10 protein-coding genes are annotated in these 13,015 nt (G+C 26.7%); 5 read left to right on the plus strand and 5 right to left on the minus strand.

Features of this window, described 5'->3' with window-relative positions; all coding sequences use genetic code 11:
• The first annotated feature begins 12 nt into the window (after nt 1–12).
• Nucleotides 13–1,548 (plus strand): glutamine-hydrolyzing GMP synthase, encoded by a 1,536-nt coding sequence (guaA, locus tag H0H60_RS00820; protein WP_185862830.1) that lies wholly within the window; start codon nt 13–15, stop codon nt 1,546–1,548.
• A gap of 10 nt (nt 1,549–1,558) precedes the next feature.
• Here the strand turns inward: guaA and accD are convergent, their stop codons facing one another.
• The 3 genes from accD to tamL are packed head-to-tail and all read right to left on the minus strand — an operon-like array spanning nt 1,559 to nt 5,855.
• On the minus strand, nt 1,559–2,398 hold the full coding sequence (gene accD / locus H0H60_RS00825) for an acetyl-CoA carboxylase, carboxyltransferase subunit beta (protein WP_185862831.1): 840 nt from the start codon (nt 2,396–2,398) through the stop codon (nt 1,559–1,561).
• Between the two features lie 4 nt (nt 2,399–2,402).
• Complete coding sequence (gene fbaA, locus H0H60_RS00830; RefSeq protein WP_185862832.1) at nt 2,403–3,470, minus strand: class II fructose-bisphosphate aldolase; 1,068 nt, start codon at nt 3,468–3,470, stop codon at nt 2,403–2,405.
• 54 nt (nt 3,471–3,524) lie between these two features.
• On the minus strand, nt 3,525–5,855 hold the full coding sequence (gene tamL / locus H0H60_RS00835) for a translocation and assembly module lipoprotein TamL (protein ID WP_238784909.1): 2,331 nt from the start codon (nt 5,853–5,855) through the stop codon (nt 3,525–3,527).
• Between the two features lie 91 nt (nt 5,856–5,946).
• Here tamL and H0H60_RS00840 point away from each other — a divergent pair, with 91 nt between their 5' ends.
• Nucleotides 5,947–8,535 carry a UvrD-helicase domain-containing protein gene (locus tag H0H60_RS00840; protein ID WP_238784910.1) on the plus strand — a complete coding sequence of 863 codons (2,589 nt, stop codon included), beginning with the start codon at nt 5,947–5,949 and terminating at the stop codon, nt 8,533–8,535.
• Between the two features lie 7 nt (nt 8,536–8,542).
• On the opposite strand, the gene lipA is transcribed toward H0H60_RS00840, so the two are convergent.
• Nucleotides 8,543–9,397 (minus strand): lipoyl synthase, encoded by an 855-nt coding sequence (lipA, locus tag H0H60_RS00845; protein ID WP_185862833.1) that lies wholly within the window; start codon nt 9,395–9,397, stop codon nt 8,543–8,545.
• 137 nt (nt 9,398–9,534) lie between these two features.
• Here lipA and H0H60_RS00850 point away from each other — a divergent pair, with 137 nt between their 5' ends.
• Genes H0H60_RS00850 through H0H60_RS00860 form a run of 3 tightly spaced genes read left to right on the plus strand, consistent with a single transcriptional unit; the run spans nt 9,535 to nt 12,013 of the window.
• Nucleotides 9,535–10,638, plus strand: coding sequence for a Nif3-like dinuclear metal center hexameric protein (locus H0H60_RS00850; RefSeq protein WP_185862834.1), 1,104 nt, complete (start codon nt 9,535–9,537; stop codon nt 10,636–10,638).
• Nucleotides 10,639–10,646: 8 nt separating this feature from the next.
• Entirely contained in the window at nt 10,647–11,441 is a 795-nt protein-coding gene (locus tag H0H60_RS00855; protein ID WP_185862835.1) for a zinc ribbon domain-containing protein, read from the plus strand.
• Nucleotides 11,442–11,458: 17 nt separating this feature from the next.
• Nucleotides 11,459–12,013, plus strand: a complete 555-nt coding sequence (locus tag H0H60_RS00860) for a thioredoxin family protein (protein WP_185862836.1) — start codon at nt 11,459–11,461, stop codon at nt 12,011–12,013.
• Here H0H60_RS00860 and H0H60_RS00865 read toward each other — a convergent pair.
• Complete coding sequence (locus H0H60_RS00865) at nt 11,997–13,010, minus strand: DHH family phosphoesterase (RefSeq protein ID WP_185862837.1); 1,014 nt, start codon at nt 13,008–13,010, stop codon at nt 11,997–11,999. The genes H0H60_RS00860 and H0H60_RS00865 overlap by 17 nt on opposite strands.
• Nucleotides 13,011–13,015: the final 5 nt, after the last annotated feature.

Genomic DNA, 13,015 nt, shown 5'->3' on the forward strand with positions numbered 1-13,015 from the left:
AAAAAAATTATAATGAAAAAAGACTCTATTTTAATATTAGATTGTGGTTCACAATATAGCCATATGATGGCAAGGAGAATTCGAGAAATAGGGGTTTATTCTATTTTGTGTCCCTATGACATTCCTATTCAGAATATCGTCTCGAAAAAACCAAAAGGAATTCTTTTATCAGGAAGTCCTTTTTCTATTTATGATGAAAAACCTCCATTAATATCTAGAAAATTATTTCAATTAAATATTCCTATACTTGGAATTTGTTATGGAATACAACTGATTTCTTTTCTTTTTGGAGGAAAAATAGAAAAATCAAAGTATAAAGAGTATGGAAAAACAAATTTTATTATAGATTGTCCTAAAAATAAATTATTTCATGGAATTCCTAAAAAATCGGTTGTTTGGATGAGTCATTTTGATGAAGTGAAAAATATTCCAAAAGAATTAAAAGTAATCGGACATACCCAATCTTGTGCTATTGCAGCTTTAATTCATAAGAATAAAGATATTTATGCTCTACAATTTCATCCAGAAGTGAATCATACAGAATATGGGATCCATATATTGAAAAATTTTATTCTTCATATATGTAAATGTCATCCAAATTGGAAACTAAATAATTTTGTCCAAAAAACTGTAGAAAAAATAAAAAAATGTGTGTCTAGTAAAAAAGTTATCCTAGGTTTTTCAGGAGGAGTAGATTCCTTTGTAACCGCTTATATTATTCATCAAGCTATTGGAGATTCTTTACATTGTATTTTTGTGGATACCGGGTTTCTTCTGACAAAAGAAAAAGAAAAAATATCCCATATGTGTAAAAAAATGAATTTTTCTATTAAAATAATAGATGCAAGAGAACGTTTTTTATCTAGTTTAACTGGGATTATTGATCCTGAAATGAAAAGAAAAATTATAGGAAAAGAATTTATTTCTATATTTCAAAACGAGTCAGAAAAAATTAAAAATGTAGAATTTTTAGCACAAGGAACTATTTATTCAGATGTGATAGAGTCTTCGACATTTCACAAAAATTTTTCTATTAAATCTCATCACAATGTAGGAGGGTTACCTCATACCATGAAGTTAAAGCTACTTGAACCTTTAAAAGAATTATTTAAAGATGAAGTCAGAAAAATAGGAAAAGAATTAGGAATTCCAAAAGAAATTTTATACCGTCATCCGTTTCCTGGTCCTGGATTAAGTATTCGAATTCTTGGAGAAGTAAATAAGAGAAAAATCTCTATTCTTCAAAATGCAGAAAGTATTCTTTTACAAGAATTAAAAGATTCGGATCTTTATGAATCCGTAAGCCAAGCTTTTATGGTATTATTACCGGTAAAATCTGTAGGCGTTATGGGAGATAAAAGAACCTATGAATATGCAGCTGTTTTACGTGTGACAAAAACGGAAGATTTTATGACCGCTACTTTTTCCCGTTTACCTTACGAATTTTTAGAAAAAATTTCTAATAGAATTACTAATGAAGTGGATGGAATTAACCGTTTAGTATATGACATTACTTCTAAACCTCCAGCAACTATTGAATGGGAATAAACGATTTTTTTTATATCATCATAGAAACAAGATTACATATGTTTTTTTTTAATTCAGTTCTAGAAGAAATTAGATCTATAAAACCATGTTCCAAGAGAAATTCTGCAGTTTGAAATCCTTCTGGAAGATCTTTCCCTATAGTTTCCCTAATAACTCTAGGACCAGCGAATCCAATTAAAGCTCCTGGTTCCGCTATGTTTATATCTCCAAGCAATGCATAAGAAGCAGTTACACCACCTGTAGTGGGATCTGTAAGAACAGAAATGTAAGGAATTTTTGAATCCCGCAATTGTGTTAATCTAGCTAATGTCTTAGCCATTTGCATTAATGAAAAGGAAGATTCCATAATTCTTGCTCCTCCAGATTTGGATATCAATACATATGGAATTTTTTTTTCAATACAATATTTGATAGCTCTCGATATTTTTTCTCCTACAACGGACCCCATAGACCCTCCTATAAACGAAAAATCCATACAGGATATTACCATATCCAAACCTTCCATTTTCCCCACTCCGGTTCTAATAGAATCATACAAATTTGTTTTTTTTCTTGCTTCTTTAACTCTATCTGTATATTTTTTGCAATCTATCCATTTTATAGGATCTTGACTTGTCATTTTAATATTCATTTCTGAAAAATGCCCATTATCAAAAAGAATTTCAAAATATTCTTTGCTGTGAATTCTTACATGATATCCATCTTCTGGACTCACATAGGCATTTTTTTTTAGTTCATCCGTATCTATGATTTTTCCGCTAGGAGTCCTATACCAAAGACCTTTCGGTAAATCTTTTCTATCCTTTATAGGAGTAATAATATTTTTTTTCTTTCTTAAAAACCAAGCCATGGTTTTATAAAGTGTTAATATTATTCATTAATTCAAAATATTTTTTTAGAGAAATTTTAAAAGATTTTTCTCCTTCTCTGAGCCAGACTCTAGGATCATAATATTTTTTATTTGGAATATTTTCTCCTTGTGGATTTCCTATTTGTTTCTCTAAATATTTTTTATTTTTATTCATATAATCCCGAACCCCACAAGTAAATGCATATTGTAAATCGGTGTCTACATTCATTTTTATCACTCCATAACTAATAGATTCTTGAATTTCTTTTATAGAAGATCCTGAACCTCCATGAAAAACCATAAAAACCGGTTTTTCTCTAGTATGAAATGTTTTTTGTATATACTCTTGAGTTTCTTTTAATATAACCGGACGTAGAACCACATTTCCAGGTTTATATACTCCATGAACATTTCCAAATGAAGCAGCTATAATGAATTTTTTACTGATTTTCATCAATCTTTCATAGGCATAAGCTACTTCTTTAGGGTGAGTATAAAGTTTATCATTTTCTATATTAGAATGATCTACTCCATCTTCTTCTCCACCTGTGACTCCAAGCTCTATTTCAATAGTCATCTGAATTTTATTCATTCTTTCAAAGTATTTTTCACAAATTCCGATGTTTTCTTCTAAAGATTCTTGAGAAAGATCTAACATATGTGAACTAAATAATGTTTTTCCGAAACGTTTATAATTTTCTTCATTAGCTTTTAATAATCCATCTATCCATGGAAGGTATTTTTTAGAACAATGATCTGTGTGAAGAATCACCGTTGCTTTATAAACTTCGGCTAATTCATGAATATGTTTAGCGCTTGCTATAGCTCCTTTGATAGCGGCTTTTTGTCCTTCATTGCTTAATCCTTTTCCTGCATTAAAAATAGCGCCTCCATTAGATAATTGAATGATGACAGGAGAATTCACTTCTACGGCTGTTTCCATTACAGAATTCATGGTATTAGATCCAACTACATTTACAGCAGGTATAGCAAAAATGTTTTCTTTAGCATATTCGAATATTTCTTCGACAAGGCTACCAGTAGCTACCCCATAAGGAAATTTTTTAGACATGTGTTTTTAATTAATTAATTTAAGGATGAACAAATGTAAAAAAAGAATTTTTTTCTAAAAGGGTAAAGGGCTATGAATTCCAAAATTCATCAATGGTTCTTGAATTTTTAGATGATGGATGATCCATTTTTTACCATTTTTTTGATATGGGTCATAAAATTTGTATGCAAAATCTATACGAAAGATAAAAAACTTAAGATCATATCGAAAACCTGTTCCTCCCCCTAATGTTAATTCTTTGTAAAAAGAATTCCATTTAAAATTTCCTATTTCTTTTGAATTTTTTTTGTCTAAAAACCATATATTTCCTAAATCTAAAAAAATAACTGCAATCAATTTAGAAAGTATTTCATATCTGTATTCGTGGACTAATAGGATTTTATTCTGAGAGAAAGATGTATTTTCAAAAATCTTTTCTGGTTGAATAATTTTCGTATAAAAAGAGTCCCATGTCCGAAATTCTTCAGATTCTCCAAGAAAATAACTTTTTTCAAATGGAAGTTTTTCATAAGTAAAAATTATCCCAAAAAATAACTTGGAAACTAAAGTGTGATATTTTGCTAAATAATAAAATCTTTTAAAAGATAAATCATATTTAAAAAAAGAATAAGAAGGAATATTAATGAAAGATGTTTTCCGAAACAAAGGGGATAAAATATTTCCAGAAATTTCTATATCTTCACGTAATACAAACGGATTCCTTTTTCTCTTATCAAGAGTTTGATTCATTTCATAATTATAAATAATAGAATTTATGAAATAATCCTCCATTTTTTCGAATGTTTTTTTTATTTTTTTCGTTCGTATCGGATTTTTATCCTCTTTTTTGCAATGAATAATCTCTTTATCAGGAAAAAAAATATCCTCATTATGATTATTTGTTTCCTGTTTTATGTTTTTAACTAATTGAAAATTAGTGATTCTGATTTTATGTTTGCTATAGGAATGATCCTTCCATTCATAATTCAATACATTTGAGAAATGTATTCTTCTTATACCCATATTTTTTTGACTATTTATTTGAAAAATAATGGAAGTCGGAAGTCGATACAAGGTTTTTTTTTGTTCTATAAAAGAAGAAATATAGAATGGATAAATTAATTTCCCTTGTAGGGAAAATTGAGACATATTCAAAAATTCTTTTTTAGAAAAAGTAAAATTTCCTTTTATGGACAACATCAAATTAGCTCCATGTTTTTTAAGGATGTTTCTACTTAATAAAGTTACTCCTGGATGTATTCCAATATCCATTTTGTTAGATATAGAATTTTCTATGTGAAATTTCAATTCATGATCTTTTAGAGTACTTAAAAAAATTTCTACATTTAAGAGATCATTTTTCTTATTATCTATTTTTTCTTCTATCTTAAATTGATCAATATTAAAATTATGCAAAGAATAAATATTCTGTTGAGTACTCAAAATATCCTTTTTTTTATACAAAGATCCAGGTGTAATCGTTAAAATATCCGTAATCATTTTTGGATTAAATTTTTTATTTTTTGGAATAAAAAATTTATATCCATTGTAAAAAATGGAATGATTTTCTTCTTGATTAATTCTTATCACGATTTCATTGAAAAAATATTTTCTATGTTTATTAGGATTAGGGGGATGTTTGTTAGTAGAGCTATTCACCTTGTTTATTTCCATATATAAATTTATTTTTTTATTTCCTATAGAAGGATCTATACGAAATTTTACATCCGATATATCAAAATTATAATAACCATGATCCTCATACATTTTTTTCATTCTTTCTATTTCCAATATTAAATGAGTTTCATTGTATTGTTTTCCTTCTTGAATCAAACTAGAATTAAGCTCATTTAGATATATATCTTTCAACTCTTTTTCTGGAAATTTATAAATAATAGAATTTATGAAATAAGGATTTCCAGTATAGATATTATAAATGATTTTTCCTTTCTTTTCATTTTCTATCAACAAAGAAAAATCTGTATGGACATCCAAAAAACCTTTGGAATAAAAATAAGAATTCAAATTCTGTATAGAATCTTTTATTAGATTATAATCTATAATTATGGGTTTTTCTCCGTTTTTAAAAAGAAACCAATTCCAATAAATTCTTTTTGTAGAATACTTATTTCTTGGAATACGTTTTAATAAATGATTTAGCACTTTTTTATTCCTATGTTCTTTTGGAATAGAAAAAAAGGAAGAAAAAACCTCTTCTAAATCAGGATGAGAAAAATTATACATCATCAATCTTACAGGAAAAAGGTTTAGTATTTTTTTATTCGGTTTTTGTTTCACATAGTTTTCCAAATTAGAAAAATGAACTTTTTTTTCATTTATTATGAAAATATTTTTTGTAAGTAAATATTTTTCTTTTGGGACTTTTTTTGTCAAATGACAGGACATAAAAACCATTTCAAAAAGAATAATAAGTAAAAAAAAATATATTTTCAAAATTTATTATTTGAATTTTTATCTTTAGATAAATCATTAATAAATGAAATTTATTATGCTTGTTCCATCCACATTAAAAATATACAACGCTTCAGCAGGTTCTGGAAAAACTTTTTTTTTGGTAAAAAATTACCTGTATATTATATTAAAAAGTACTCATCCTGAAGAATTTAAACGTATATTGGCGATAACTTTTACCAATAAAGCTTCTGAAGAAATAAAAAAAAGAATATTACAATGTATAAAAGAATTTTCTAATCAAAAAATTAGAAAGGAATATTATTTTTTATTCGATGATCTTATCAAAGATTTGAAATTAACAAAATATCAACTATTTGAACGTGCTAAAAATATTTTATATGCAATTTTGGATGATTTTTCTTCTTTTTCTATAAGCACTATAGACAAATTCACTTATCGTGCTATTCGATCTTTTCTTTACTACAAGAATAATATCCATTTAGAAATGGATACAAACAGATTTTTATGGGAGCTTGTAGAGAATCGGTTAACCAATTCAGAAATATGTTCGCCTCTTTTGGTACAATTTTCTTTGGAAAAATTAAAAGAAGGAAAAAATTGGGACATCAGCAAAGAAATATTTAAAATTGCTCTCCTTATAGTGGAAGAGAATAGTTTTTTTCCTATGAAAAAAATTAAAATGCATTCTTTGGATAATTATAATTGGATCACCTTAAAGAAGACTTTGTTAAATAGAACTCAAGAATTTGAAAAAAAGTGTAAAAAACAAGGCGATAAATTTTTTGAATTTTTAAAAAAAAATTCTATTCAAAAACATTCCTTCCTTTATTTAGACTTCCCAAAATTTTTTCAAAAATTCTGTATGGGAGATATTTTTCTAAATCCTTTCATTAATAATCAACGTCTTGAAAAAAATATTTCAATAGGAGCATTCTATAAAAAAAACACAGATGTCGATCAAAAAAATATAATAGATAAAAATAAAGAAGAAATACTTTTTTTATATCAAGAAGCTAAATTATTATATAAAAAGAATATTTCATCCTATTTATTAGATAAATTTTTTTTAAAAAACTTAAGTATTTTATCCATAATACATGAAATAGAAAAAGAATATCAATCCTTAAAAGAAGAGAAAAAAATTCTTTTAAATGCTGAATTAAATCAAATTCTTTATGAAAGAATTCTTCAAGATCCCTTTCCACACATTTATGAAAAAAAGGGGATACAATATAAACATTATTTAATAGATGAATTTCAAGATATTTCCATTCTACAATGGGAAAATATTCGAATTTTAGTTGAAAATGCTTTATCGGAAAATGGCTCAGCCATGATAGTAGGAGATCCGAAACAATCGATATATGGTTGGAGAGGTGGAGATGCAAAGACATTTCTTCATCTCATTCATTGTTCCTCTAAATATTACCATAAAGAAGTAGCCTCCATAGAGACTAATTTTCGTAGCTTTGAAGAAATTGTCAAATTTAATAATTCCCTTTATCAATCAGCATCTAAATTTTTTCATGATCCTATATACCAAGATATATATAAGAAATCTACACAAAAAATATTAAAAAAACCTGGAGGATATGTAGAATTGAATTTTTTTCGCATAGAAAAAAAAAATTATCAACAATATGTTTATAATAAAATCAAAGAAAAAATTAAAAAATTAATTAGACAAAAGTATAAATTCTCGGATATAGCGATTTTGGTTAGAAGTAATGAAGAAGGTAATTTTTTGTCTGAAAAACTTATGGAAGATGGATATCTTGTAAATACTTCCGTTTCTCTTCTTATAAAAAATCATTTAGAAATAGAAATCATTATACAATTTTTTTATGTTCTTTTCAAACCGTATTCTTACGAAAAGAGAGCTACTTTAATTTTATGGCTATTGAAAAATAAATTAATTCGCACTCAAAAAAAAGATCATGATTTTATAATAGAGACTGTTTTTTTACCATTTGATCTTTTCCTAAAGAGAATTTCTTACAAATATTCATTAGATTTCAATAATCTATTAGATAATCCATCTCTATACAATAGAGCAGAAAATATAATTTCTGGATTTGGATTATTAAACCAATACAATGCTGCTTCTATCTGTTCTTTTTTAGATTTTGTTCATAGATCTATGAAAATTGTAGGAAATTCTATTGGAGATTTTTTAGAATATTGGGAATCCAAAAAAGAAAAAGAAAGTATCACTCTTTCTGAAAAGATAGATGCCATTCGCATTATGACTATTCACAAGTCTAAAGGGTTGCAATTTCCTGTAGTTATTCTACCCTTCGCCGATTGGAATGCAATTTCAAAAAAAAAGGAAGGAACATGGATAGATATCAGTCCTCATTTATATCATGGATGGGAAACTCTATACTTAGATATAGAACCGTATTTTAAATATATAGAGGATAATTTTCTCATAAAAATTTATGAAGATAATCTATCCAAGAAAAGATTTGATAATCTGAATTTATTATATGTAGCTACGACACGTCCCATTGAACAACTTATTATTTTTTCTAGACATGGAAATGATAAATCTGTTTCATTTTACCTTAAAAAATTTCTTCATGAAAAGAAATTATGGAATGAAAACATATTTCAGTATTCTTTTGGAATAGAAAGAATTCTTCAATGATATATTTTTATTTTACATGTTTTTCTGCATGATAAGAAGAACGAACTAATGGTCCACTTTCTACATATTTAAATCCCATTTTTAATCCAATTTCTTTCAATTCTTGAAATTTATCCGGATCAACAAAAAAACGAACTGGAAAGTGTTTTAAAGAAGGTTGCAAATATTGTCCTATAGTTAGGATATCTACTTGAGAATTTTTAATATCTTTCATAGTTTCTAATATTTCTTCTTCTTTTTCTCCAAGACCCAACATGATTCCCGTTTTTGTACGAATATTTTTATTTTTTTCCTTAATATATTGTAGAACTTCAAGACTTCGATCGTATTTAGCTTGAACACGAATTTGTTTTGTTAATCTAGGAACGGTTTCTAAGTTATGAGAAATAACTTCCGGATGGATATCTATAATTTGATTTATTATTTTTTTATTTCCTTTAAAATCAGGAATTAAAGTTTCTATAGTAATATCTGGATTCATATATCGGGTCATTTGTACAGTTTTTACCCATATAGAAGACCCCATATCTTTTAGATCATCTCTATTTACAGAAGTAATAACAGCATGTTTAATTTTCAATATTTTAATAGATCTAGCTACTTTTTCTGGTTCTTGCCAATCGACATTTTCAGGACGTCCTGTTTTTACTCCACAAAACTTACAAGATCTTGTACAAATATTTCCCAATATCATGAAAGTAGCTACTCCTTTTCCCCAACATTCTCCTATATTAGGACAACTTCCACTTTGACATATCGTATTTAATTTATGTAATGAAACCAATTTTTGTAATTCCTTATAATTTTTTCCTATTGGAATTCTCACTCTTATCCAATTAGGTTTTTTTTGAATGAAGTTCATGATAATTTTTTTATGAAAAGGATTCTATTTGTTAAAAAACAAAAATGTAATTTTATGCACTTATTCTCCTAGTTATTTACTCAAAGATAATAAAATCAATTTTTTTTATAAATTTGTTTCTATTTGGTATTTTTTTTATGGAAGTATTAGTAAGAGATATTGCTAAAAAGTTGGAAGATTTAGCTCCTATAGAATATGCAGAGTCCTATGACAATATAGGATTAATGGTTGGTTCATATGATCAAAAAGTAAAAAAAATATTGATAACTTTGGATCTGACGGAAGAAGTTTTTGCAGAGTCTTTAAATAAAAAATGTAATCTTATAATATCCTTTCATCCTGTTATTTTTAAACCCATAAAAAGCTTAACTGGAGATTCTTTTTCAGAGAGAGTTTTAATTTCTGCATTAAAAAATGATGTATCTATTTATGTTATTCACACTAATTTAGACTTGATATGGGAGGGTACTCATTCTTATATATCTAAACTTTTACAATTAACTAGAGAAAAAGTACTTTTTCCTAAGATAGGATCTATAAAAAAATTAACTACTTATGTCCCAATTAATTACTCTGATAAAGTGAGAAGTTCTTTATTTGAGGCTGGAGCTGGAAATATTTCCAATTATAGTCATTGTAGTTATAATTTTGATGGATTAGGAAGTTTTATGGGGAACGAAAAAACAAAACCTTTTTTCGGAAAAAAAGAATGTTTTCATATGGAAAAAGAAACTTGTATTAATGTCGTTTTTCCATCTCATAAATGGAATATAATTAAAGATGCACTTTTTAAAAGTCATCCTTATGAAGAAGTCGCTTACGAGATTTATAATATTGAAAATATCAATCCATATCTAGGAATAGGAATAATCGGATATTTCCTAGAGGATATGAATGAATATGATTTTCTTTCTTATTTAAAAAATAAGATGAATTTATCCTGTATTAGACATTCTCCACTTACAGGAAAAAAAATTCGAAAAGTCACGATGATAGCAGGTTCGGGTCGCTTTGGAATTGAAAAGGCGATAAAGGAAAAATCCGATGTTTTCATATCTTCAGATTTCAAATATCATGATTTTTTCAAATCGGAAAAAAAAATTTTGATTGTAGATGTAGGGCATTATGAATTAGAAAAGAGCACTAAAAATTTATTGAAATCTTTTTTGGATAAAAATTTTATTCATATTCCTGTTTATGAATCAGAAATTCAGACAAATCCAGTTAAATATTTTTATTGAAAAATATTATGGGAAATAAAATACAAGAAGTGGTTACCGTAGTAGATAAATTACGGGTGTTATATAATCTTCAATTAATAGATTCTCGTATAGATGAAATACAAAATTTCCGTATAAATATACCTATAGAACTTAGTAGTTTGGAAGAAGAACTAGATCAAATGAAAAAAAAATTGGAACATCTTCAGGAAGACATTCTTTCTCTCAAACAGAATCTTGATAAAAGAAATAAAGAGGTTAAATCTTCAGAGATTTTGATAAAAAAATACGAAAAACAAAAAGATAATGTAAGAAACAACAAAGAATTATATGCTCTTGATAAAGAAATTGATTATCAAAAATTAGAAATTCAATTATCTAAAAAAAGAATTCAAGAAATTAATCTGAACATTCAGAAAAATAAAGAAATATTAGAAAAAAAAGAAGAAGTTTTTAAAAATAAAAAAGAACATCTTTTTCATAAAAAAAAAGAATTAAATCAGATTCTTTTAGAGAATGAAAAAGAGGAAAAAATTTTACTAGAAAAATCTAATTTTTTTTCTAAAAAAGTAGATAATAATTTATTAAAAACTTATCAAAAAATAAGAAATGGAGTGAAAAATGGAGTAGCTGTAGCTCCAGTACAAAGAGGGGCACCATTAGGTTCTTATCTTGCTATTACGCCTCAGAAATATTCCGAACTTATACAACGTAAGAAACTTCTAATAGATGAACATAGTGGAAGGATATTAATAGATGCGGAATTAGCTGAAGAAGAGAAGAAAAAATCTTTTGTTTTTTCTTCAAAAAAAAAGAAAAAATAATATAATAGAAAATAATTATGGTACGTACTTATTCTTCTGATGAAATTAAAATAAAAATCAAAAATTTTGAATTATTAGAAACGGTTTCAGGAAAGAAAAAATTTCTTCAAGATTTTTTTTCCGATAATGCGACTGTGATTATGTTTATTTGCAATCATTGTCCATATGTAAAACATATTAATACAGAATTGGTACGTTTAGCTAATGATTATCTCCATAAAGGAGTTTCATTTTTAGCTATCAATTCTAATGATATAGAAAAATATCCAGAAGATTCTCCGGAAAACATGCAAAAAATATCTCATCAATTAGGTTATCCTTTTCCTTATTTTTTTGATGAAAAACAAGAAGTCGCTAAGTATTATGGTGCTAAATGCACTCCTGAATTTTTTATATTTAACGGGGTAGGAGATTTATGTTATCATGGACAATTAGATGATTCTAGACCAGGAAATGGAATATCCGTTACAGGATACGATATAAGAAAAGTATTAGAAGGACTGTTAAAAGGAATAGAAATATTTACAACTGCAAAACCTAGTTATGGATGTAATATCAAATGGAAAACATAAGATTTTTATGATAATTAGGAATAATACTTAAAAAATAATCGATAGATTCGGAAAGACTTTTTTCTAAAAGTCCTCCTGCTGCATTTTTATGTCCACCTCCTCCAAAATGCTTTCTAGCAAAGAAATTCACATCGAAATCTCCTCTTGAACGAAAAGAAATTCTAATAGGATATTTTTCTTTTTCCTCAAAAAATAAAACGGAAAAAACTATGTTTTTGATGCATAACCCATAGCTAATGATCCCCTCTGTATCTCCCTGTTTATATGGATAAGAATTTATATCAGAAGCCTTAATGCTTGTATAAGCCGTACGATATTTTTTTATCACTTTCAATTTTTTCAAAGCTTTAGACAAAAGTTTTAATTTATTTTCGCTATATTTTTCCTGTAAATGATTATATATTTTTTCAATATCAATTCCCTTTTCTATTAATTTACCTGCAATAAAATGAGTTTCTGATGTGACAGAAGGAAAACGAAAAAAACCAGTGTCCGTCATTAAACCAACATATAAACATGTAGCTATATTTTTATCAATTTTATCTAAATTTTCCATATTAGATATCAATCTAAATACTAAAATACTAGTAGCTGCAACCGTAGGATCTGAAAACATAAAATCAAAATAAAAAGGATAAGGAGATGGATGATGATCTATTAATATTTTTTTTGCTTTAGAAGCTGTAAAAAATTCCTGCAATATCTTTATCCTTGATAGATTATTGAAATCTATAAAAAAAATATAATCGGAATCCACAATCTTTTTTTTTATCAAAAATTGAGTATTCTCAGAGAAAACAAGAATATCCTTACTTCCAGGAAGCCATTTGAAAAATTCAGAACATTCTGTAGGAGATATTAAATCTACATCATGTTTAAGTTTTCTCAAATAAAATAAAAGTGCTAAAGAGGAACCTAAAGCATCTCCATCTGGATGAGTATGTGGGACTAATACTATTTTTTTTTTCTCATTTCCGTCAATAATAGAAAATAACATATAAT

This window comes from Blattabacterium cuenoti (genome assembly GCF_014251735.1).
Classification (GTDB): Bacteria; Bacteroidota; Bacteroidia; order Flavobacteriales; family Blattabacteriaceae; genus Blattabacterium; species Blattabacterium cuenoti_C.

What these genes read in the sequence shown, in the direction of transcription:
- fbaA (WP_185862832.1), bottom strand. Translation starts at nt 3,470, where the DNA reads ATGTCTAAAAAATTTCCTTATGGGGTAGCTACTGGTAGCCTTGTCGAA.
- H0H60_RS00860 (WP_185862836.1), top strand. Translation starts at nt 11,459, where the DNA reads ATGGTACGTACTTATTCTTCTGATGAAATTAAAATAAAAATCAAAAAT.
- tamL (WP_238784909.1), bottom strand. Translation starts at nt 5,855, where the DNA reads ATGTCCTGTCATTTGACAAAAAAAGTCCCAAAAGAAAAATATTTACTT.
- H0H60_RS00865 (WP_185862837.1), bottom strand. Translation starts at nt 13,010, where the DNA reads ATGTTATTTTCTATTATTGACGGAAATGAGAAAAAAAAAATAGTATTA.
- accD (WP_185862831.1), bottom strand. Translation starts at nt 2,398, where the DNA reads ATGGCTTGGTTTTTAAGAAAGAAAAAAAATATTATTACTCCTATAAAG.
- guaA (WP_185862830.1), top strand. Translation starts at nt 13, where the DNA reads ATGAAAAAAGACTCTATTTTAATATTAGATTGTGGTTCACAATATAGC.
- H0H60_RS00850 (WP_185862834.1), top strand. Translation starts at nt 9,535, where the DNA reads ATGGAAGTATTAGTAAGAGATATTGCTAAAAAGTTGGAAGATTTAGCT.
- H0H60_RS00840 (WP_238784910.1), top strand. Translation starts at nt 5,947, where the DNA reads ATGAAATTTATTATGCTTGTTCCATCCACATTAAAAATATACAACGCT.
- lipA (WP_185862833.1), bottom strand. Translation starts at nt 9,397, where the DNA reads ATGAACTTCATTCAAAAAAAACCTAATTGGATAAGAGTGAGAATTCCA.
- H0H60_RS00855 (WP_185862835.1), top strand. Translation starts at nt 10,647, where the DNA reads ATGGGAAATAAAATACAAGAAGTGGTTACCGTAGTAGATAAATTACGG.